Here is a 21,848-nt window from a genome sequence, read left to right as displayed (position 1 = left end):
GTGGAGGTGGAGGTGATGGAGGAGGAGGAGATGCGCCTGTGCCTGTGCCTGTGCCTGTGCCTGTGCCTGTGCCTGCGCCTGTGCCTGTGCCTGTGCCTGTGCCTGTGCCGGTGCCTGGTTCTGCGCGCATGCGGTCCGACGGAATCGGTCCGGGGTGTCGACTGGTGCGACGCGATGTGGCATGCTTGCGGGCACTGCGCCCGGCACAGCCAGTGGTGCACGACGCGACGAAGAGAGGCGACCCCGCAACCCCTATGTCCAGACCACTCGCGGGACCGCAGGGTCTGCTCCGCACGCTCAACGGCCGTGCGATCCTCGAAGCTCTCGCACGCAGCGGTCCGCAGACCCGTTCGGACCTGATGTCGACCACCGGACTCTCTCGGACGGCGGTGACCCAGGTGCTGCGGATGCTCGAGAACGCCGGTGCCGTCGCCCCCGCGGGCATCGACCGCGACACGAGGGGACCTGCCGCAGGACGAGTCGCCCTGCACCCGCGGCTTGGCTTCGCCGCCGCCGTGCACGTCGATCATCACGCCGCCCACGTCGTGCTGGTCGACGCGACCGGCACTGTTCAGGCGGAGGAGCACGGGCCCTTCTCGGAGGCGGATGACCGTGTGGCGCACATCGTCGCGCTCGTGGATCGGTGCCGGCGCTCGGTGAACGCGGCGAAGGCGGCCGTGCACCTGGCAGTCGTCGGAGTCCCCGGCATCGTCACGGCGGACGGAGGCATCCGAGACGACTTCGGCCCCGATGGCGGCCTCTTCCGCTCGGCTCTTTCCACAGCCCTCGACTGCCCCGTCCGCGTCGAGAACGACGTCAACCTCGCAGCGCTCGCAGAGCTCACTGGCGGTGAAGGCGGCACACTCGCGAGCTTCGCACTGCTGCTGCTCGACGACGGGCTCGGGGCGGGCATCGTCATCGACGGGGAACTCCACCGGGGGTTCTCCGGCGTCGCAGGCGAAGTCATGTATCTGCCGCAGACGCCCGTCCCGATCGGCGCGCCCCTCGCCGGCGACGCGGTGGTCGGAGACCTGGCCCTCGGCGTCGGACGAGACCCCGATGCGTCGCTCGCCGACCATCTGGAAGCAGCCGAGCGCGGAGAAGACGCGGCGCTCCAGATCGTGTCAGAGCTCGCCCGCCGCATCGTCCTCGTCGCGGGCACCGTGGGGCTGGTGCTCGACCCCGAGGCGTTCATCCTCAGTGGCAAGGCCGCACACCCGGCCCTCGTCGCCGCGATCGAGCGCATCGCCGCCGAGTACGAGGCGCAGCTTCCGCTCCGGTTCCTCGTCTCGTCGTTCGGAACCGAGGCTCCGCTCATCGGTGCGGTCGATCAAGCCGCGGCAGCGCTCCGCAGCGACCTCTTCAGCCGCATCCTCACGCCAGCTCCCAAGGGCGGCCGCTGAACGACCACCCCGACTCCATCGCCGAAGCCCACTCACCGGCACCACGCCACCCTCCGAGCAACGCCGCTCGACCATCGACAGGATCACCCGATGACCGCACCCTCCGCACTCGCCGACCGCCTGGGACTCGCGCCGGGCACGCGGGCCATCATCCTCAATGCGGATGACTTCGGCATGTGCCATGCCGCGAACACCGCCATCGTCGACCTGCTCACGTCCGCGCGCATCGACTCGAGCACTGTGATGGTCCCGTGCTCCTGGTCGCCAGAAGCGCTCGCCTTCGCCGCCTCCCGTCCGGACCTCGACGTGGGTGTGCATCTCGTGCTCACGAGCGAATGGACGCGCTACCGGTGGCGTCCGCTCACGGGCTCGGACACGACTCTCGTCGACGCTGCGGGCTTCTTTCCGACCGACGTGCTGTCCGTCGAGCAGAACGCCTCACACGAGGATGTTGCCGCCGAACTCTCCGCTCAACTGCAGACCGCGCTCGATGCCGGCGTCGATGTGACGCACCTCGACAACCACATGGGCTCGGTCTACGGGCTCGTGACGGGGCGCGACTTCCTGCGGCCGGTCTTCGAGCTCGCCGCACGGCACGGCCTGCCCTTCCGGCTGCCCCGCAGCATGGATGGCGTGGGCGAGAATCCCGCCCTGCAGGCTCAGCTCGATCGCGCCGCAGCGGCCGCCGACGCGTCCGGCGTCGAGATCATCGATCGCCTCTGGTCGCATCCGTTCGAACTCCTGCGCGAGGACACGCCCGACGAGGAGACGTACGCGGAGGTGCGAGCCGGTTTCATCGCGCTGCTGCGGGCGGTGCCGGCCGGAGTCACCGAGATCTACCTGCACCCGATGGTCGACGACGACGAGCTCCGCGCCGCCGTCGACTTCAGCGCGAGGAAGCGCGGCTATGAGCTGCGCCTGCTGAGCGACCCGGTCGTGCTGCAGGCCATCGAGGACGAGGCGCTCGTACGCATCGGCTGGCGTGACCTACGCGACCTGCAAAGGGGCAGCGCCCGGTGACCTCCCTGCGCGAGCGCGTCCGGGACCGACGACTGGATGCGGCGCCGACCAGAGCGCAGACGATCGCCTTCGGCGCATCCGGCTTCCCGACCCAACTGATGGCGCAGACCTTCTCCGCCTTCGTCGTCTACTTCTACGTCTCGCACCTCGCTGTCCCGGCGACGGGCGTGGCGATCGCCATGATCGCCCACGGCGTGCTGAACGCCGTGCTGAACCCCGTCGTCGGCACGATCTCCGACCGGCTGCGCACGCCCTGGGGTCGGCGCATCCCGTGGATCGGCCTGGGCATAGTGCCACTCGTCGTCGCCTTCGCGCTGGTCTGGATGCCGCCGGAGCTCCCGGTCACCGGCCTCATCGTCTGGTTCCTCGTCGTCGTGGCCGTCTACGACGTGGCCTTCGTGGTGGTGGTGCTGAACATCTCGGCGCTGTTCCCGGAGATCTTCCGCACCACCGAGGAGCGTGCCCGCGGCAACGTGCCGCGGCAGATCTTCGCGATCCTCGGCATGGTGCTCGGCACGGCCGGCGCTCCCGCGCTGTACGGCGCGATCGGCTGGCCGGGAATGGCCATGGTTCTCGGGGCCGTCTGCCTCGTGCTGCTCGTGTGGTCGTTCCTCGGCGGCATGATCGAGCGCCGGGCTCCGGTGACGTCTGCGGACTCGTCATCGCCTGGCAAGCCGGCGGAGGCCATGCGCTGGGGCGACCAGCTGGCCTACACCTTCCGCAACCGTGCGTTCGTCCCGTACGTCCTCGGCTCCCTGTTCGTGCAGACGTCGATCGCCGTGATCCTCGCCGCCGTCCCCTTCTACGTGCGCTACTCCCTGCACGCGCCCGAAGGGGAGAGGAGCCTGCTGCTCGGCGCGATCTTCGTCACGGCGATCCCCTCGATCGTGCTGTGGAGCGCGGTCGTCCGCCGCACCTCGCCGCGCACGGCCGTGCTGTGGAGCGTCGCGGTGTTCGGAGTCGCGGTGCTCGGCTACCTCGCCCCGTCGAACGTGCTGAGTGCGGCCCTGGTCGGCGTCGCCGTGGGGGTGGGTGTCGGCGGACTGCTGCAGCTTCTCGAGGTCATGCTCGCGCAGATCATCGACGAGGATGCCGTTCGCACGGGCCATCGCCGGGAAGGCGCCTACTTCGGCGTGAACGGGTTCGTCGTGCGAGGTTCGGTCGTCCTCCAGGCGGTCGTCGCAGCCGTGGTGCTGACGGCCTCCGGCTTCGACGCGGGGCACGGAGACGCCCAACCCGAGAGCGTCGACGGCGGCATCCGCCTGATGCTCGCCGTCGTCCCGCTCGGGTTCACCGCCCTCGCCTGGCTCTGCTTCTGGTTCTACCCGATACGCTCCCGCGACCTCTGACCGTCGCCTCGACCGTCAGCCGAGGCGAAGACGACCGCCGGTCGCGTTCACCAGAGCCGGTCGTTGTAGGGTCGAGCCCACAATGCGACGGTAAGCGTGATGGCCTTCAGCCAGGCGTCGTGCATCTCCTGGGCGTCGTCCGCTGAGGTCGCGCCATTGTGGAGGAACGGGCGGATCGTCAACGTGATCGGCGAGATGAAGCCGATGAGGTCACGCAGTGGGATGTGCTTCGAGGTCGACTCGATCCGGTCGGTCCTGTTCTTCCCGCTCGGGTGGTGCCTCCGGCCGATCTCCTCCTGGTAGGCGAGCCAGGTCTCGTCATACGGTCGGTTGCAGAGGTCGTCGATCCACCGGGCGAACCGCTGACGAACCGCTCCGAGGTACTCCATGCTCGGAGCGCCGTCCTTGCCGGCGAAGGTGGCCACGAGGCGCGGATGAGAGCCGACGAATCCATACCAGACATCGAGAATCGCCACGGTCTGCGGCACGAGGATGGCTCCGGCGCGGCGGAGGGCGGCTTCGTCAGCGGCGGACCAGAGCACCGACTGCTTCAACTCGTCGAGCTGGCTCATGGTGACCGGGGATTCCGGCACCTCGGGCCGGCCGTAGGTGTAACCGGAGGGGTCTGCGTGCATGATCAGTGTCCTTCTCTCGTCGTCGGCTGGTGGCGGCCGTCGTTCGAAAGAAGATCGGCGCCTGTGGTGTGTCGTTCCACTCTGCCGATCGCGCCAAGACGATGCGTTGCTTTTCGTCCGGTATTTCATACCGATCATCCGAGAATCCCGGACGATGTCCGCTCAGGACGAGACGGATGCCGCCTGTCGTGCCTCCCAGCCCGTGCGCACCATCTCGTCCACCGAGTACCGCATGGTCCAGTCGAGGTCGCGTGCGGCGAGCTCGCCCGTCGCCACGATGCGGTCGGGGTCTCCGGGGCGCCGGGGGCCGACTTCGGGGGTGAAGTCGATTCCGGTCACGCGGGCGACGGCATCCATGATCTGCTTCACGCTGAGGCCGTCGCCGGAGCCGAGGTTGTATGCCGCTTCGAGGGGCTGGCCGGCCGTGAGGCGCTGGGCCGCCGCGACGTGGGCGGCCGCGATGTCGCCGACGTGCACGTAGTCGCGCACGTTCGTCCCGTCTTCCGTGTCGTAGTCGTCGCCGTTGATGCGCGGGGTCTTCCCCGCGATCAGCGCCTCGAACACGATGGGGAACAGGTTGTGCGGGCTGACGTCGTAGACCGTCGGATCGGCGGATCCCACCACGTTGAAGTACCGCAGCGAGGTGTGCCGCAGCGGGCGCGCCGAGTCCGCCGTCGCGATCGCCTGGTCGCGCAGCAGCCACTCGCCGATGAGCTTGGATTCCCCGTAGGGGCTGGCAGGCTTCTTGGCGGTGTCCTCGACGACGAGGGCGACGTCTGGGGTGCCGTACACCGCGGCGGACGAGGAGAAGACGATGTTCGCGACACCGGCGGACTCCATGGCCTCGAGGATCACGCGTGTGCCGTCGACGTTCTGCGCATAGGTGTGCAGGGGGCGCTGCACCGAGACGCCGGCGTACTTGAAGCCGGCGACGTGGATCACCCCTTCGGCGTCATGCTCGCGCAGCGTGCTCTCGACGAGCTCGCGGTCGAGGATGCTGCCCTGCACGAAATCCACGCCTTCGGGCACGAAAGACGCGACACCGCTGGAGAGGTCGTCGAGCACGACAGGCGTGAGCCCCGCGTTCGCAAGCGCACGCACGACGTGGGAGCCGATGTAGCCGGCCCCGCCGGTCACGATCCAGGACATTGCTTCCTCTCCTGCCGCGGATTCGTCGCGGCCCGATGGATCATTCTGTCATGCGTCGCGCCGAGGACCGGCTGAGGGGAGGACCGCGAACAGCAGGGGTTCCCCGAACCCGTGCGCCGCGAAGGAATCCCTCACGGCCTCCGACACCGAGGCGACGTCGGACGCTTCGACCAGAGCGATCGCCGCACCGCCGAAACCGCCGCCCGTCATCCGCGCCCCCAGGGCGCCGGCGGCCAGGGCGGTGTCGACGGCCGTGTCGAGCTCGGGGGTCGAGATCTCGAAGTCGTCCCGCATCGATGCGTGCGAGGCGACCAGGAAGTCGCCGATCGCTCGCACGCCCTGCTCGCGCAGCACCCGCACCGTGTCGAGCACCCGCTGGTTCTCGGTCACGATGTGACGCACGCGGCGGAAGGTCACGTCGTCCATCAGACCCTGCGCCCGCGGCAGGTCGTCCACCGTGACGTCGCGCAGTGCCGGCACACCCAGGAGCGAGGCGCCGAGCTCGCAGGAAGCGCGCCTCTCGCGATAGCCGCCGGTGGAGTGGGCGTGCTTCACGCGCGTGTCGATCACGAGGATCGCGAGGTCCGTCTCGGCGACGGCGAGTGGGACGAGTTCGGCGTCCAACGAGCGGCAGTCGAGGAAGATCGCGGTGTCGGGCCGACCGAGCATCGACGCCATCTGGTCCATGATGCCGGTCGGCGCGCCCACCGCTTCGTTCTCGGCACGGCGCCCGATGCGGGCGAGGTGCGTGCCGTCGAAGCCGGTGTTCCACAGGTCGTTCAGCGCGGAAGCCGTCGCGCCCTCGATCGCGGCGGACGAGGAGAGTCCCGCCCCGACGGGCACGTCGGACGCGATGGTGAGGTCGAATCCTCCGAAGGGCCCGCTCGCTGTCGCGGCCTGTCGCATCGCCCAGGCGACTCCGAGGGGGTACGCGGCCCATTCGGGGACGGCAGGGTGGGCGCCCGCGGGGGTGGGGAAGAGCCGATCCAGATCGTCCAGGTCGACCTCGACCGGCTCCTCGGCGAAGGTGGAGGCGACTCGGACCCGGTCGTCGTCGCGCAGGCCGACGGCGGCCACCGTGCGCTGCGGGATGGCGAACGGCAGCACGAACCCGTCGTTGTAGTCGGTGTGCTCGCCGATGAGGTTCACGCGTCCGGGTGCCGACCAGAGTCCGTCCGGCTCGCGGCCGGTGAGGCGCGCGAACAGGGATCCGGCGTCGTCGTGTGCGGCGGTCATGCGGAGGCTCCCGGATCGGTCTGGTCGTCTCCTGTGCGCTCGATGGCCTCGCGGAGTCGCGCGGCTCCGACTTCCGGCGGCACCTCTGCCGCCCACGCCCACATCGCGGCCTCCGAGCCGGCGAGGAACTTCAGCTTGTCGGCGGCACGGCGCGGGCTCGTCAACTGCAGGTGCAGGCGCACGGTGTCGCGGCCCACGTGCACCGGTGCCTGATGCCAGGCGGCGATGTACGGGGTGGGGGAGTCGTAGAGGGCGTCGACGCCGCGCAGCAGGCGCAGGTACAGGGGTGCGAGTTCGTCCCGCTCGGCTGCCGAGGTCTCGGCGAAATCCGCCACGTGACGGTGCGGCATCAGGTGCACCTCGAGCGGCCAGCGCGCGGCGAACGGCACGAACGCCGTCCAGTGCTCGCCCCGGAACACGACGCGCTCGGACGCCTGCTCGGAATCCAGGATGCGCTGGAAGAGGTCGGGCGCGGTGCGGTCGATCGACTCCAGCACGCGAGCGGTGCGCGGGGTCACGTACGGGTAGGCGTAGATCTGGCCGTGCGGGTGGGGCAGCGTCACGCCGATCGCCTCGCCGCGGTTCTCGAACGGGAAGATCTGCTCGATGCCGGGCAGCCGGGAGAGCGCGGCCGTGCGGTCGGCCCACGCCTCGATCACGGTGCGCGCGCGGGTGACCGACTGCGTGCCGAAGGAGCCTGCGTGCTCGGGGCTGAAGCAGACGACCTCGCAGCGTCCGACCGAGGTGCGCGTGCGACCGAGGCCCAGGGCGGCGAGGTCGTCGAGACCGCGGGGAGCATTCGCAGCCTGCGGTGCGGTGCCCACCGCCTCGGCGAGAGCAGGACCGAATGCGGGGGAGCGGTTCTCGAACACCGCGACGTCGTAGCGGGACGGCACCTCCGACGGATTGCTCGGCGTCTGCGGGGCCAGGGGGTCGGCATCCGAACCCGGCATCATCACGCGGTTCTGCCGGTTCGCGGCCACCGTGATCCAGTCGCCGGTGAGCACGTCGAGGCGCATGGTCGCGGTGTCGGGTCGCGGGCCGAGGGCGCGGGCATCCACGGAGCGCTCCGGTCCGAGTGTCGTCCCCGGGTCGTCGTAGTAGATCAGATCGCGGCCGTCGGCGAGGGTGGTGGCGCGTTTGACGACGCCGGCGCCGAGGGTCTCGGTGCGCGTCTCGGGAAGCTCGGGCGTGTTCACGTAAACATGGTAGGCGCAGCCCCGTGATAACGTCAACACGAGCGAGTCGCGCATCCACCGTGCGCGGGACGGAGGCGGCGGGTGCGAGCACGCGGGAGTGGCGGAGAAGGCGTCGACGTGCCCGGTTCCGACCGCGGGCGTTCGTCCTCCCGCCGGGTGTCGATGGCCATGGTCGCCGAGCGTGCCGGTGTCTCGGGTCAGACGGTCTCCCGTGTCGTCAACGGCAGCCCCCGCGTGGACCCCGATACCAGAGCGCGTGTCGAGACCGCGATGGTCGAGCTCGGATACCGTCCGCACCGCGCGGCCCGCGCCCTGCGCACCGGGCGTTCGCAGACCATCGGACTCGTCGTCACCACGCTCTCGACGGTCGGCAACTCCCGCATGCTCCAGGCGACGGCGGAGGCGGCGGCGGAGCGCGGATACGCCCTCACGCTGGTGACTGCCGCCCGGGGCATCGGTGAGGCGTTCGACCGGCTCGCCGAGCAAGAGGTGGACGGCGCGATCGTCCTGAACGAGGCGTCGGCCCTGGTCTCCGACACCGAGCGCCCGAGCGGGCTCAGGCTCGTGGTCGTCGACGCCCCGACCGAGGCCGGCTTCGCCTCGGTGCACAGCGATCATGCCGGTGGCGCAGCGGCGGCCACGGAACGGCTCCTGGAGCTCGGGCACTCCACGGTCCATCACCTCGCCGGTCCCGCCGACTCCTTCGCCGCCATGGAGCGGGAACGGGGCTGGCGCGAGACCCTCGCCGCTGCCGGCATCGATGCTCCGCCCGTCGTCCGGGGTGACTGGAGCGCCGATTCGGGCCACCGGGCGGCAGCTGCACTGACGGCGGCCACCGCGGTCTTCTCTGCCAACGACCAGATGGCGCTGGGCTTGCTGCGCGCGCTCTCCGACGTGGGGCGCCGGGTGCCGGAGGATGTCAGCGTGATCGGCTTCGACGACGTGCCCGATGCGGCGAACTACCGCCCTCCGCTGACCACCATCCGGCAGGACTTCACGGCCCTCGCCCAGCGAGCGGTCTCGTCGTTGATCGACGCCATCGAAGGGGCGTCGAAGGCTCGCGCCGCCTCGGTCGTCGGAACCGAGCTCGTCGAGCGCGCCAGCACGACATCGCGCTGACCGTCACACCCTCCTGATGCGCCTGTTGCAGTTCGCCTCGATGTCGTGCCATGATGCCGGAAAGCGTTTTCCCATCTTGTGGCCGACCAGCAGGTCCGACCACCGGGGAAGCGCACCGACGGCCTCCTGCGACAGAAACGGAACACCATGGCACAGGCGAACACCCGCGAGATCGGGATCATCATGAACGGCGTCTCCGGGCGCATGGGCTACCGGCAGCATCTGGTGCGCTCGATCCTCGCGATCCGCGAGGAGGGCGGCATCGAACTCGCCGACGGCTCCCGCATCACGGTGAAGCCGATCCTGGTCGGACGCAACGAGGCCAAGCTGGCCGAGCTGGCGGCGAAGCACGGCATCGACGACTACACGACCGATCTCGACGCGGCGCTCGCCGACCCGCAGTGGGAGATCTATGCCGACTTCCTCGTGACCAAGGCCCGCGCGTCCGCGATCCGCAAGGCCATCGCCGCAGGGAAGGCGATCTACACGGAGAAGCCCACTGCGGAGTCGCTCGAGGAGGCACTCGAGCTCGCGCGCCTGGCGGACGAGGCGGGCGTCAAGACCGGCGTCGTGCACGACAAGCTGTATCTCCCCGGTCTGCAGAAGCTCAAGCGCCTGATCGACTCCGGATTCTTCGGCCGCATCCTCTCCGTCCGCGGCGAGTTCGGGTACTGGGTGTTCGAGGGCGACTGGCAGCCCGCGCAGCGTCCGAGCTGGAACTACCGCACCGAGGACGGCGGCGGCATCATCACCGACATGTTCCCGCACTGGAACTACGTGCTGGAGAACCTCTTCGGAGAGGTCAAGAGCGTGTACGCGCAGGCCGCCGTGCACATCGCCGACCGCTGGGACGAGAAGGGCGAGCACTACACCGCCACTGCGGAGGACGCCGCGTACGGGATCTTCGAGATCGAGGGCGGCGTGATCGCCGAGATCAACTCCTCCTGGACCGTGCGCGTGAACCGCGACGAGCTCGTCGAGTTCCAGGTCGACGGCACCCACGGATCCGCCGTGGTCGGACTGTTCGGCGCGAAGATCCAGCCGCGCAATGCCACCCCGAAGCCCGTGTGGAACCCCGACCTCGAGGACACGCGCGACTACGACGCCGACTGGCAGGACGTGCCGACCAACGACGTCTTCCTCAACGGTTTCCGCCAGCAGTGGCAGGAGTATCTGGTCTCCTACGTCGAGGGCACCGAATACCCGTTCGACCTGCTCGCCGGTGCACGGGGTGTGCAGTTCGCCGAGGCGGGACTGACCTCCAGCGCCGAGGGTCGCAAGATCGCCCTGTCGCCGCTGACCCTGGGCTGAGGCGCGCATGAGCACTCTGCGCCTCCTCCGCCCCAGCGGTGAGACGTTCGCCGCCGCCCTCAACGACTCGGGCGCATACGCCCGCCCGACGACGCCGCTGCAGAGTCGTGTCGCCTACGCCGCTGCACACGTCGTGCCGAAGGTGCATGCCGACAACACCCCGGGACAGCCCGCCGACATCGACTGGGATTCCACCCTCGCCTTCCGCCGCAACGTGTACTCCTGGGGTCTCGGCGTCGCCGACGCGATGGACACGGCGCAGCGGAACATGGGTCTCGATGCCGCAGCCACCCGTGAGCTGATCGCCCGCAGCGCTCAGGTCGCGCGCGAGGAGGGCGGTTCGGTCGTCGTCGGCGTCAACACCGACCACATCGCCGAGACGCACATCCCCCTCGAACAGGTGATCACGGCCTACACCGAGCAGCTGCACTTCACCGAGGAGCAGGGCGCCGGACCCGTGCTGATGGCCTCGCGCCACCTCGCCCGTGTCGCCGCCGACGCCGCCGATTACCGTCGCGTGTATCGGGAGGTGCTCTCGCGCGCGTCGACCCCCGTGGTGCTGCACTGGCTGGGTACGGCTTTCGACCCCGAGCTCGCCGGCTACTTCGGTGCGGAGGATTGGCAGACGGCGTCCGAGGTGCTGCTGCAGATCATCGCCGAGAGCCCTGGCAAGGTCGCGGGTGTCAAGATGAGCCTGCTGAACGCCGACTCCGAGATCGCGGTGCGCTCGCGCCTCCCCGAGGAGGTCAGGATGTTCACCGGCGATGACTTCAACTACGTGGACCTGATCGGCGGCGCTGCGGACCGTGCCCACTCCGACGCGCTGCTGGGAGCCTTCGCCGCGATCACCCCTGTCGCGTCCGCGGCGATCCAGGCGTTGGATGCGGGTGACGCTGCGGAGTACCGGCGGGTCCTCGGTCCGACCGAGGCACTGAGCAGGCAGGTGTTCGCGGCGCCCACCTTCTACTACAAGACGGGTGTGGCGTTCCTCTCCTGGTTGAACGGGCACCAGCCTGCGTTCCAGATGGTCGGCGGGCTGCATTCCGCGCGCAGCCTGCCGCATCTGAGCCGCATCGTCGAGCTCGCGAACGACTCGCTCGCGCTCGAACAGCCCGACCTCGCCCGCGAGCGATGGCACAGCATGTTGCGTGTGAACGGAGTGGACGCATGACCCGCGAAGCGCAGACTCCGGATCCGCGACTGTCGATCAATCAGGCGACCATCAAGCACGCCGACCTCGCGACGGCGCTGCGGGTCACGGCCGCCGCCGGCGTACGGTCGATCGGACTCTGGCGTGAGCCCGTGAACGACGTCGGGCTCGACGTCGCGGCGCGGATGCTCCGAGACTCGGGGCTCCGGTTCTCGACGCACTGCCGAGGCGGATTCTTCACGCTGCCGGACGGCCCGGAGAGGCGCGCGGCGCTCGACGACAACCGCCGTGCGATCGAGGAGACGGCGACGCTCGCGGCCGCGGGAGCCGCGGGATCCACCGCTGTGCTGGTGCTCGTCGCCGGGGGGCTGCCCGCGGGATCGCGCGACCTGATCGGAGCGCGCGAGCGCGTGCGCGATGCCATCGGCGTGCTGGCCCCCGAGGCGAAGGCGGCGGGTGTGACGCTCGCGATCGAGCCGCTGCACCCGATGTACGCCTCCGATCGCGCCGTCGTCTCGACGCTCGGTCAGGCGCTCGACATCGCGGGCGACTTCGAGCCCGATGTGGTGGGCGCGGCCGTCGACACGTTCCACATCTGGTGGGATCCGGAGGTGCTCGAGCAGATCGCGCGCGCCGGCCGGGAGGGACGCATCGCCACGTACCAGGTGTGCGACTGGAAGACGCCCCTCGCGGACGATGTGCTGCTCTCACGGCACTACACCGGCGACGGGGTGATCGACTTCGCCTCGCTCACGCGCGCCGTGATCGCGACCGGATACGACCGTGACATCGAGGTCGAGATCTTCAATGCCGACATCTGGACGGACGCTCCGGATCACGTCGTACGGCGGACCGCCGAGACGTTCGCCGAAGCCGTCTCCCCGTACCTGAGGTGAGGATGTCCGGTCGCCGGCGCCGCGTCGTCCCTCGCGGTGATGCTGAGGCGGGACCGTGGCAAGTAGGATCTGGGTCATGACCAAGCCCGCAACGTCCGCGGAGCGGCCAGCGCGGTCTCCGCGTCATGTGCGAGGGCCCGCCCCCACCCTGCACGACGTCGCACGCGAGGCGGGGGTCTCGCTCGCGACCGCATCGCGCGTGCTGAACGGCTCCGAGCGGAAGGTCGCCGAGTCGTTCCGGGAACGGGTGGAGTCCGCGGCCGGGAAGCTGGGGTACACCGCCAACGTCTCGGCCCAGTCGATCGCGAAGGGCACGTCGCCGGTCATCGCCCTGCTCGTCGCCGACATCGCCGACCCCTATTTCGGACAGATCGCGTCAGGCGTCGCCAGGGGAGCGGACGAGGAGGGGCTGGTCGTGACGATCGCGATCACCGAGAGGGACCAGGCGCGGGAGGCGCGGATCGTGCGCGCCCTGCGCGGGCAGCGGCCCCGAGGCCTGATCCTGGCCGCCTCTCGCACACAGGAGGCCACAGAGGCCGAGACCGCGCACGAGCTCGCGGAGTTCGTGAGGCAGGGCGGCCGCGTCGTGGCGTTCGGACCAGACGGCGAGGGAGAGCGTCACATCGAGATCGACAACCGCTCCGGTGCGGAGGCGTTGGGTCGTCTGATGGCAGAGCGCGGATACCGCCGTGCCATCGTTCTCGGCGCGGCGGACGGGGTGCGCACATCGGATGATCGTCTCGTCGGCTTCCGCGCGGGTTTCGAGCAGGCGGGTGGCGTCGTCGAGAGCGTGCATCGTGGCGACTTCCGCCGGGAGTCCGGGGCTGCCGGGATGAGGGCGGCCCTCGACCGCGGAGTGGAGGCCGGCACCCTCGTGTTCGCGATCAGCGACGTGGTGGCGCTCGGGGCGATGTCCGCGATCCGTGACACGGGGCGCGAGATCGGCACCGACATCGCGGTCTGCGGTTTCGACGATGTCCCCGCGAGCAGCGATGTCTCCCCGGCACTGACGACGGTGCGCGTGCCGTTGAGCGACGTCGGGTACCAGGCCTTCCGCGCGACGGTCGACGTCGAGTGGGTGCAGGCCCCGTTGCCGCTCGAGGTCATCGTGCGTGCCAGCACTCCGATGGTCGGCTCGTGACCAGGGTCGTGCTGGCCCCCGACAGCTTCAAGGGCACGGTCGCCGCGGTGGAGGCGGCCGTCGCGCTCGCGGAGGGCTGGGCATCGGTCGAACCCGAGGCTGAGTTCGTGCATCGACCGATGGCAGACGGTGGTGAGGGGACCGTTGCGGCCTTCGAAGCGGCGGTGCCAGGCGCGGTGCGGATGCCCCTCGCGGTCGACGGGCCTGCCGGGGTGCGGGTCGACACCTTCTGGCTGCTGCTGCCGCCGACGGTCGACGCCCCCGACGGCACAGGTGTGATCGACCTCGCCTCGACCTCGGGCATCGAGCTGCTGCAGGAGCTGCGTCCCTGGGATGCGGATACGACCGGCCTCGGCCAGGCCCTGGCCGCAGCCATCGATCATGGTGTCTCACGCCTCGTCGTCGGCATCGGCTCCAGCGCGTCCACCGATGGAGGCACCGGGATGCTCTCGGCCCTCGGCGCGCGGTTCCTCGATGCCACCGGCGTTCCGGTCGCTCGCGGCGCGCGCGGCCTCGCAGACATCGCGTCCGTCGATCTCACCGGGCTGCGCGCGGCACCCGACGTGCGGGTACTCACCGACGTCACGAATCCGCTCACCGGCCCGCGCGGTGCGGCCGCGGTGTTCGGCCCCCAGAAGGGGCTGCGATCGGTCGACGACATCGCCATCGTCGACGACGGCCTCGGCCGGCTCGCCGAACTGCTCGCCATCGATCCCGCAGGGCCAGGCCACGGCGCGGCCGGCGGAACCGGAGCAGCCCTCGTCGCGTGGGGTGGCGAGCTCGCTCCCGGTGCCGCGGAGGTCGCCGAGCTCATCGGTCTCGCCGATGCGCTCTCCGATGCCGACGCGATCATCACGGGGGAGGGGTCGTACGACGGCCAGTCCGGAGACGGCAAGGTGCCGTCATTCCTCGCGAATCTCGCGGCCGAGGCCGGAGCCGTGGCGATGCTGGCGGCAGGGCGGGTCACCGCAGACGCCGACACCTCGTCGTTCGCCGACGTCGCGTCTCTCACCGCGCTGGCCGGTTCGTCGGAGGCGGCGCTGGCCGAACCCGTCCGCTGGTTGCGCGCCGCCGGCGCCGTTCTGGCTCGCACCGCCGCAGCTCGCACCGCATCTGCCGGCGAACCGTCCTGACCGCCGGCGCGAGACCGACGGTCCGCAGCCGTCAGTCGCCGAGCGCGGCGGAGACCACGGCGCGTGCTTCGGCCTGCACCTCGGCGAGGTGCTCAGGACCGCGCAGGCTCTCCGCATAGAGCTTGTAGACGTCTTCGGTGCCCGAAGGGCGAGCGGCGAACCAGGCGTGCTCGGTCTGCACCTTGAGGCCGCCGATCGCCGCACCGTTGCCAGGGGCGTGCGACAGCTTCGCCGTGATGTCCTCGCCGGCGAGCGCCGTCGCCGTCACCGCCTCGGGAGCGAGCTTGCCGAGGGTCGCCTTCTGCTCCGGGGTCGCCGGAGCGTCGACGCGCTGATACGCCGATGCGCCGAAGGCGGTCTCCAGCTCGCGGTACCGCTCCGAGGGGGTCTTCCCGGTGACGGCGATGATCTCGGCGGCGAGCAGGCACAGCAGGATGCCGTCCTTGTCCGTGGACCAGACCGAGCCGTCCTTGCGGAGGAACGAGGCACCGGCCGACTCCTCGCCGCCGAACGCGACCGAGCCGTCGAGCAGCCCGGGGACGAACCACTTGAATCCGACCGGAACCTCCAGCAGGCGCCGTCCGAGCGACTCGGCGACACGGTCGATGATCATGGACGAGACCAGCGTCTTGCCGATCGCGGCGTCGCGGGGCCACCCCTCGCGGTGCGAGAACAGGTAGTCGATGGCGACTGCGAGGTAGTGGTTCGGGTTCATCAGTCCGGCGTCCGGGGTCACGATCCCGTGCCGGTCGGCGTCGGCGTCGTTCCCGGTGAGGACGTCGTAGGAGCCCTTCTTCGCGACCAGGGATGCCATCGCCGAAGGGGACGACGGATCCATCCGGATCTTCTCGTCCCAGTCGAGCGTCATGAAGCGCCATGTCGGGTCGACCTCGGGGTTCACGACGGTGAGGTCGAGGTCGTGCATCTCGGCGATCAGCGACCAGTACTCGACGGAGGCCCCGCCCAGCGGGTCGGCGCCGATGCTGACGCCGGCGCTGCGGATCGCATCGATGTCGATGATCGACGGCAGATCGCGCACGTAGGCGTCACGGAAGTCGTAGCCGGTGAGGGAGTCCCAGTCGATGTCGGCGAAGCGCTCCAGCTTCACGCCCTCGAGCCCCGCGGCGATCAGGGTGTTCGCCCGGTCGGCGATCCAGCTTGTCGCGTCGGTGTCGGCGGGCCCGCCGTGCGGAGGGTTGTACTTGAATCCGCCGTCGCGCGGAGGGTTGTGCGAGGGGGTGACGACGATGCCGTCGGCGCGACCGGGGTCGTCTGCCGCCTTGCCGCGGTTGTAGGTGAGGATCGCGTGGCTGAGGGCCGGAGTCGGCACCCACGAGTCGCGGGAGTCGACGCGCACGTCGATGCCGTTCGCGAGCAGCACCTCGATCGCGCTGCGCTCGGCGGGGAGCGACAGCGCGTGCGTGTCGCGTCCGAGGAACAGCGGACCGGTGATCCCCTGCGCGTCGCGGTAGTCGACGATCGCCTGCGTCGTGGCGAGGATGTGGTTCTCGTTGAAGCTGTTCGACAGCGACGATCCGCGATGGCCGCTGGTGCCGAACACGACGCGCTCTGCGGCCACCTCCGGGTTCGGCGTGCGGTCGTAGTAGGCGGCGATCAGTTCGTCGACGTCGATCAGGTCACTTTCCTCCGCGGGGAGGCCGGCACGGCTCGTCATCCTCTCAGTCTGCCCCCTGTTCGGCGTGATCGCATCCGGAAGAGGCCCTCTTCCTCTCCCGCCTCGCCGTTCTCGTCGCGATATGACAGCCAGAACCGCCGACGAAGGTCGAATATTGCGACGGGAGGGGAAGTCACGCGGGGGAGCGGCGCCGTCACCGAGGGATAAGGTGAAACCCGTGACTGAACGCCGCACCTACAGCTATCTCGGCCCCGCCGGCACCTTCACGGAGGCGGCGCTCGATCAGGTGGCCGAGGCCCGCGGGCAGGACTGGCGCCCCGTGCACAACGTGGGCGAGGCTCTCGCCGACGTGCTCGAGGGGCGCAGCGACGCCGCGATGATCGCGATCGAGAACTCGATCGAGGGCGGGGTGTCCACCACGCAGGACGCTCTGGCGACCCTCCCCGGTCTGCGCATCATCGGCGAGTACCTGGTGCGGGTGAACTTCGTGCTGGTGGCCCCGCGCGGCACGACGCTCGACCAGGTCGAGGTCGTCGCGGCGCATCCCGTCGCCTACGCGCAGTGCCACGGCTGGCTCGGCGCGCACCTGCCGTCGCACTCGCACGTGCCGGCCTCGAGCAACGTCGCCTCCGCGATCGGCGTCCTCGACGGAACGCTGCCCGCCCAGGCCGCCATCGCGGCTCCCGGCATCGTGAACCACTACGACGTCGATGTGCTGGCGGAAGGCATCGGCGACAACGCGCAGGCGGTGACCCGTTTCGTGCTGGTCACCCGCACCACCCGTTCACCGGAACCGACCGGCGCGGACAAGACGTCCCTGATCGTCGAGCTTCCGCACGACCACCCCGGATCGCTCCTGGAGATGCTCGAGCAGTTCTCCACCCGCGGCATCAACCTGTCGCTCATCGAGTCGCGGCCCATCGGCGATGAGCTGGGTCGCTACCGGTTCGTGATCGACGCCGACGGCCACATCGAGCACGAGCGCATGGCCGATGCGCTGCTCGGCATCCGCCGGTTCAGCCCCCGCGTCGTGTTCCTCGGGTCGTACCCGCGGGCGGACCGTCAGATCGTGCAGTACCCTGACCGCTACTCGGACGACGTGTTCGTCGAGGCGCGCGATTGGCTCCGCGGGATCCTCTCCGGCGAACCGGAGTCCTGACTCTCCCGGTCCGTCAGGCCGTCGAGCCGCTCAGTGCTCCTGGAAGCGCGGCCAATCGCTCCCCGGCGTCATGTGCGAATGCAGCGCACCCTTCGCCGAGGCGAGGCTCGGGTAGGTGCCCGTCGTCGCGTCGGCCCCGACCATCGTGACCGTGTAGCCGTCCTCGTCGTGGCGGATGCTGCCCACAACGCCGTTGCGTCCGTAGGCCACCCAGAGTGCGAGTGTCTTCGTGGTGCTCATTGTCGAACCCCTCTCTCTGCCGCCGAGGCTACGCCTGCCCGCAGGGGAAGGCCAGGGCTTGACAAGCGGCCGTCACGGGCGGCTCAGAGCGCAGCGGCGATGAGCTCCAGAGTCTGCGCTCGTCCGGTCGGGGCGTCCTTCGGCTCGGCGTCGTAGGCACCGGCGACCGGTGAGAGCATGACCTCGTCGACGCCGTGGCGCTCGGCGAAGGCACGCACCTCGGCCGCGACGCTCTCACCCGTGCCGACGAACCAGCGAGAGCGGGCGGCCTGCACGACCTCGTCGGTAGCCGGGTCGGTGACGGCGGACATCGCTTGCTCGACGGTCTCGAGAGCGGCGAGGGGTTGATTGAGCCGCAGGCGCGCCATCATCCGCAGCTGCGGCAGCGCGCGAGCCTCCGCCTCGTCCTGGGTCGGCGCCGCCACCGCGTTCACGGTGAGGAACGTGCGCGGCTCAGGGTGCTCTTCGCTGGGGCGGTACCCGGTGCGGTAGAGATCGAGCGCGCGTTCGAGACCCTGCCCCGAGAAGTGGTTGGCGAAGACGTAGGGCAGCCCGTGGGATGCGGCGAGCTGGGCCGAGTAGTCGCTCGATCCGAGCAGCCAGACCTCGGGGGTTCCGGTCGCGGCCGGAGTGGCGCGCACCGTGTACTCCCCGCCAGAGGTGAAGCGCAGGGCGGCTCCCTCGCCGGAGAGGAGTGCGGCGATGTCCTGCACATGGCGCGGGAACTGCTCCACGTCGCTCGTCGTTCCCGAACCGCGGAGCAGCTGGGTGATGACCGGGTCGCTTCCCGGAGCGCGCCCGAGGCCGAGGTCGATGCGGCCGGGCGCGATCGCCTCGAGTGCCGCGAACTGCTCCGCGACGATGAGCGGCGCGTGGTTGGGCAGCATCACGCCGCCCGAACCGAGCCGCACGCGCGAGGTGCGGGTGGCTGCGGCCGCGATCAGCACCGGGGGAGTGGTCGACGCGACCGACGGCATGTTGTGGTGCTCGGCGAACCAGTAGCGGCGATAGCCGAGGCGGTCGGCGACCTCCGCGAGAGCGAGCGAGGCGGCGACGGCCTCTGCGCTGGTCTGGCCGGTGCGAACCGGGACGAGGTCGAGGACGGAGAGAGCTGTATCGGGCATCGTCGGTTGCAACGCGTCCGCAGGCGCCGTCATTCCCCGTCTCGCCCGGTTCGCCCGGCGGTGTTCAGGGCCCAACGGGGTGGGGGCGACAGTCACGCCGCCCCCACCGTTCGTCAGGCGTTGATCGCCTCGCGCTGATCAGCGGACTCCACCGTGATCTTGCGTGGCTTGGCACGCTCGCTCACCGGGATGATGACGGACAGCACACCGCTCTCGTACGAGGCGCTGATGCCGTCGAGGTCGACACCCTCGCCGAGCGAGAACTGCCGCAGGAAGGAGCCGGATCCGCGTTCACGGGCGAGCCAGCGCACACCGTCACGGGTGTCGGGGGTGCGCTGTGCGCGGATCGTGAGCTGGCCGCCGTCGAGATCGACGTCGATCGAGCCGGGGTCGGCCCCGGGAAGGTCGGCGTGGAGCACGTACCGGTCTCCGTCGCGGAAGAGATCCACCGGCATCGGCCGGGGAGCGCGAACGGAGTCCAGCACGCTCGCGGCGAAGCGATCGAGCTGGCTGAAGGGGTCGAAGGTCAGTGCCATGAGGTTCTCCTTTCGTGCTGCCCTGAGGGCTAATCGGCGGTGCAGGAGATCTGCACCATTGCTATAGATTTTTTATACGACAACTCGTGTTAGATTTGCAACTCCGAATCCCGCCGACCTCAGGGGGTGACCGCATGCCGCATCGTGACAGCCGGACGCCGCTCTACGGCATAGCCGTCGCAGCGCAGCTGGTCGAGCTGCCCGAGGCGACGCTCCGCCTGTTCGAGAGCAAGGGCTTGCTCACCCCCGCCCGCAGCGAAGGCGGGACCCGCTGCTACAGCGATGACGACATCGAACGGCTGCGGCGAGCGGCCTCACTGCGCGAAGACGGCGTGAACATCGCCGGGATCGCTCGGATGCTCGACCTGCAGGATGCGAACGACGACCTGCAGGTGCGCAACGAGCAGCTCCGCGAGGCTCTCGATGCTCAGCGCGGGAGAGGCCGCCGCTCCGCCGACTGATCGATGGTGCGACGCGGCCGACCGTCCATCGGGCCCGACCACTACCGTTGAGGCATGGAAGCAGGCATCTTCTACGTCCTCGTCGGCTCGGTCGCCGTCGCCGCCTTCGCGCGGTGGCGTGGATGGCCTGCACCTCTGCTCGTGACGGTGGTCGCGCTCGCCGCGTCGTTCCTCCCGTTCGTGCCCGATCTCGACATCGACGGGCATGTGCTCCTGAGTCTCGTGCTGCCGCCGCTGCTGTACTCGGCCGCCCTCGATGTCTCCTTCGTCGGGTTCAAGCGCAGCCTGCCGCAGATCCGCCGTCTCGGGATCTGGCTCGTGCTGCTCACGGCCCTCGCCGTCGGGTTCGTCGCCTGGTGGATCCTGCCCTCGCTCACGCTTCCCGGCGCACTGCTGCTGGGCGCGATCGTCGCTCCTCCCGACGCGGTGTCCGCCGCGGCGATCGGTCGTCGGCTCGGACTGCCTCGACGCATCATGACCGTGTTGTCGGGCGAGAGTCTCATCAACGACGCGACCTCGCTCACCCTGTACCGGGTGTTCGCGGCGATCCTCGCCGGGGCGACGGTCTCGGTGTGGGGCGGGGTCTTGCAGTTCCTGCTGGCTGTCGGCGTCGGTGTCGCCGTCGGACTCGTCTTCGGGATCGTCCTGCACCAGCTGCGCATGCGCATCAGCGATCCGGTCGTCATCGGCACCTTCGGACTGCTCGCTCCGTTCGGTGCGTACGCGATCGCCGAGCATCTGCTCGGATCGGGAGTCCTCGCCGTCGTGGCGATGGGGCTCTACGTCGGTTACAACTCGCCGCGCACCGACTACACGACGCGCCAACAGGAGAAGCCGCTGTGGCTCTCGGCCGACCTGTTGCTGGAGAGCTTCGTGTTCGCCTACATCGGGCTGCAGTTCCCTCGCGTGCTCAGCGACCTCGGCAGCGAGTCCGTCGGGCAGATCCTGCTGCTCTCCGGCGCGGTGCTGCTCGTGGTGGTCATCGTGCGGCCCCTCTACATCTACCCGACCAGTGCGTGGTCGAACTTCCAGGACCGCAAGCGTCTCGAGCGCTGGGATCGCGGTGTGGAATCCGGGGAGTTCGAGAAACGTCACCGCAGGTCGCGTCGCTGGGGGAACTACACGGCGGACGAACTGCGCAGCCACATCGTTCGGGAGCAGATGGCGGGACTCACCCTCACGTGGAAGGACAGCGCCGTCATCTCCTGGGCGGGCATGCGCGGGGTGGTGACGCTGGCGATCGCGGTGGCGGCGGCCGACCTCGCGACCCTCGACACCGAGGCGTCGCACGCGATCGTCGTCGTCGCGTTCATCGTCACGGTGGGCACCCTGCTGCTGCAGGGGCTCACGCTGCCCATGCTGATCCGTGGTCTCGGCATCGAGCGCGACGCGGATGAGGCGGAGGACGAGGCGGCTCTTGCGGAAGTGCGGGAGAAGAGCCGCGAGGCCGGCAAGGCCTATCTCGCCGAGAAGCGTGTGGAGTGGGAGGCGAAGTACGGCGAGGTCGATCTGAGCGTGTTCGACGCGTTCACGAAGCGTATGACCCGGGTCGAGAAGGACACCGACGAGGCGCAGAAGGTCGAGGACGCCGTGACCCGGCCCTCCTATGACGACCTCGTCGCGCTGTCCAGAGGGTGGTTGCAGGTGCGCCGCGACATCCTCCTCGCCGAGCGCGACGCCGGCAATCTCGACGAAGAGGTGATGCGGGAGCTCATCGCCGCGATGGATGCCGAGGAGCTCGCGCTCGACACGCGCGGTGCCACCCGTCAACAGAGCCGCGCCTGACGATCCCTCCCGCTCCCCCCTCCTCCCCTCCTCACCCGCGCCGAGACCCATCGTCGTCGCCCGGACCCATCGTCTGAGACGTCTGCGACTGTGGGTCTCGACGACGCGCGTGGGTCTCGGCGGAGGGGAGAGGGGGAGGGAGGAGGGGGAGAGGGGAGAGGGAGAG

At 69.9% G+C, this 21,848-nt stretch carries 21 protein-coding genes; 12 read left to right on the top strand and 9 right to left on the bottom strand.

Annotated elements, in window-relative coordinates:
• Window positions 1–183, bottom strand: a 183-nt coding sequence (locus FFS56_RS20720; protein ID WP_212742687.1) for a hypothetical protein, incomplete at its 3' end; no start/stop codon positions are given.
• Window positions 184–254: 71 nt separating this feature from the next.
• Here FFS56_RS20720 and FFS56_RS19615 point away from each other — a divergent pair.
• The 3 genes from FFS56_RS19615 to FFS56_RS19605 all read left to right on the top strand — a co-directional run bounded on the left by FFS56_RS19615 (window position 255) and on the right by FFS56_RS19605 (window position 3,772).
• Window positions 255–1,403, top strand: coding sequence for an ROK family transcriptional regulator (locus FFS56_RS19615; RefSeq protein WP_127012697.1), 1,149 nt, complete (start codon window positions 255–257; stop codon window positions 1,401–1,403).
• A gap of 90 nt (window positions 1,404–1,493) precedes the next feature.
• On the top strand, window positions 1,494–2,423 hold the full coding sequence (locus tag FFS56_RS19610; RefSeq protein ID WP_046747583.1) for a polysaccharide deacetylase family protein: 930 nt from the start codon (window positions 1,494–1,496) through the stop codon (window positions 2,421–2,423).
• Window positions 2,420–3,772, top strand: a complete 1,353-nt coding sequence (locus tag FFS56_RS19605) for an MFS transporter (protein WP_127012696.1) — start codon at window positions 2,420–2,422, stop codon at window positions 3,770–3,772. The genes FFS56_RS19610 and FFS56_RS19605 overlap by 4 nt, the downstream gene beginning before the upstream one ends.
• Window positions 3,773–3,819: 47 nt before the next feature.
• On the opposite strand, the gene FFS56_RS19600 is transcribed toward FFS56_RS19605, so the two are convergent.
• The 4 genes from FFS56_RS19600 to galT all read right to left on the bottom strand — a co-directional run bounded on the left by FFS56_RS19600 (window position 3,820) and on the right by galT (window position 7,991).
• Window positions 3,820–4,407, bottom strand: coding sequence for a protoglobin domain-containing protein (locus FFS56_RS19600; RefSeq protein WP_127012695.1), 588 nt, complete (start codon window positions 4,405–4,407; stop codon window positions 3,820–3,822).
• Between the two features lie 162 nt (window positions 4,408–4,569).
• Window positions 4,570–5,556 carry a UDP-glucose 4-epimerase GalE gene (gene galE / locus FFS56_RS19595; RefSeq protein WP_137772285.1) on the bottom strand — a complete coding sequence of 329 codons (987 nt, stop codon included), beginning with the start codon at window positions 5,554–5,556 and terminating at the stop codon, window positions 4,570–4,572.
• 48 nt (window positions 5,557–5,604) lie between these two features.
• Entirely contained in the window at window positions 5,605–6,792 is a 1,188-nt protein-coding gene (galK, locus tag FFS56_RS19590; protein WP_127012693.1) for a galactokinase, read from the bottom strand.
• The gene (gene galT / locus FFS56_RS19585; RefSeq protein ID WP_127012692.1) at window positions 6,789–7,991 is read right to left on the bottom strand and encodes a galactose-1-phosphate uridylyltransferase; all 1,203 of its coding nucleotides are present in this window, start codon (window positions 7,989–7,991) and stop codon (window positions 6,789–6,791) included. Before galT ends, galK begins: the two co-directional genes overlap by 4 nt.
• Before the next feature lie 162 nt (window positions 7,992–8,153).
• On the opposite strand from galT, the gene FFS56_RS19580 reads away from it, so the two are divergent.
• The 6 genes from FFS56_RS19580 to FFS56_RS19555 all read left to right on the top strand — a co-directional run bounded on the left by FFS56_RS19580 (window position 8,154) and on the right by FFS56_RS19555 (window position 14,741).
• Window positions 8,154–9,110: a LacI family DNA-binding transcriptional regulator gene (locus FFS56_RS19580; RefSeq protein ID WP_127013013.1), complete on the top strand. Its 957-nt coding sequence runs from the start codon at window positions 8,154–8,156 to the stop codon at window positions 9,108–9,110.
• Between the two features lie 147 nt (window positions 9,111–9,257).
• Entirely contained in the window at window positions 9,258–10,421 is a 1,164-nt protein-coding gene (locus FFS56_RS19575; protein ID WP_046747686.1) for a Gfo/Idh/MocA family oxidoreductase, read from the top strand.
• A 7-nt stretch (window positions 10,422–10,428) separates the two neighbouring features.
• Window positions 10,429–11,592, top strand: a complete 1,164-nt coding sequence (locus FFS56_RS19570) for a dihydrodipicolinate synthase family protein (protein ID WP_046747589.1) — start codon at window positions 10,429–10,431, stop codon at window positions 11,590–11,592.
• Entirely contained in the window at window positions 11,589–12,467 is an 879-nt protein-coding gene (locus FFS56_RS19565; protein ID WP_046747590.1) for a sugar phosphate isomerase/epimerase family protein, read from the top strand. The genes FFS56_RS19570 and FFS56_RS19565 overlap by 4 nt, the downstream gene beginning before the upstream one ends.
• Before the next feature lie 76 nt (window positions 12,468–12,543).
• Complete coding sequence (locus tag FFS56_RS19560) at window positions 12,544–13,608, top strand: LacI family DNA-binding transcriptional regulator (RefSeq protein ID WP_052748679.1); 1,065 nt, start codon at window positions 12,544–12,546, stop codon at window positions 13,606–13,608.
• A complete protein-coding gene (locus FFS56_RS19555) occupies window positions 13,605–14,741 on the top strand; it encodes a glycerate kinase (RefSeq protein ID WP_127012691.1) in 1,137 nt (378 codons plus the stop codon). The genes FFS56_RS19560 and FFS56_RS19555 overlap by 4 nt, the downstream gene beginning before the upstream one ends.
• Window positions 14,742–14,772: 31 nt before the next feature.
• On the opposite strand, the gene pgm is transcribed toward FFS56_RS19555, so the two are convergent.
• Entirely contained in the window at window positions 14,773–16,416 is a 1,644-nt protein-coding gene (gene pgm / locus FFS56_RS19550; RefSeq protein ID WP_127012690.1) for a phosphoglucomutase (alpha-D-glucose-1,6-bisphosphate-dependent), read from the bottom strand.
• 169 nt (window positions 16,417–16,585) lie between these two features.
• On the opposite strand from pgm, the gene pheA reads away from it, so the two are divergent.
• Window positions 16,586–17,536: a prephenate dehydratase gene (gene pheA / locus FFS56_RS19545; protein ID WP_046747594.1), complete on the top strand. Its 951-nt coding sequence runs from the start codon at window positions 16,586–16,588 to the stop codon at window positions 17,534–17,536.
• Window positions 17,537–17,566: 30 nt separating this feature from the next.
• Here pheA and FFS56_RS19540 read toward each other — a convergent pair whose 3' ends face one another.
• From FFS56_RS19540 to FFS56_RS19530, 3 genes are all read right to left on the bottom strand, one after another.
• Window positions 17,567–17,776 carry a hypothetical protein gene (locus FFS56_RS19540; RefSeq protein ID WP_045264467.1) on the bottom strand — a complete coding sequence of 70 codons (210 nt, stop codon included), beginning with the start codon at window positions 17,774–17,776 and terminating at the stop codon, window positions 17,567–17,569.
• 83 nt (window positions 17,777–17,859) lie between these two features.
• Complete coding sequence (locus tag FFS56_RS19535) at window positions 17,860–18,900, bottom strand: LLM class flavin-dependent oxidoreductase (RefSeq protein ID WP_127012689.1); 1,041 nt, start codon at window positions 18,898–18,900, stop codon at window positions 17,860–17,862.
• A 113-nt stretch (window positions 18,901–19,013) separates the two neighbouring features.
• Window positions 19,014–19,436 carry an Hsp20/alpha crystallin family protein gene (locus FFS56_RS19530; protein ID WP_045264469.1) on the bottom strand — a complete coding sequence of 141 codons (423 nt, stop codon included), beginning with the start codon at window positions 19,434–19,436 and terminating at the stop codon, window positions 19,014–19,016.
• A 134-nt stretch (window positions 19,437–19,570) separates the two neighbouring features.
• On the opposite strand from FFS56_RS19530, the gene FFS56_RS19525 reads away from it, so the two are divergent.
• Together FFS56_RS19525 and FFS56_RS19520 are read left to right on the top strand one after the other, a co-directional pair.
• A complete protein-coding gene (locus FFS56_RS19525; RefSeq protein ID WP_137772286.1) occupies window positions 19,571–19,897 on the top strand; it encodes a MerR family transcriptional regulator in 327 nt (108 codons plus the stop codon).
• Between the two features lie 54 nt (window positions 19,898–19,951).
• Window positions 19,952–21,682 carry a sodium:proton antiporter gene (locus FFS56_RS19520; protein WP_058632974.1) on the top strand — a complete coding sequence of 577 codons (1,731 nt, stop codon included), beginning with the start codon at window positions 19,952–19,954 and terminating at the stop codon, window positions 21,680–21,682.
• Window positions 21,683–21,848 lie beyond the last annotated feature (166 nt).

The organism is Microbacterium sp. Beta (genome assembly GCF_005502545.1).
Lineage (GTDB): Bacteria > Actinomycetota > Actinomycetes > Actinomycetales > Microbacteriaceae > Microbacterium > Microbacterium oxydans.
This window is presented reverse-complemented; position numbering and strand designations above follow the sequence as displayed.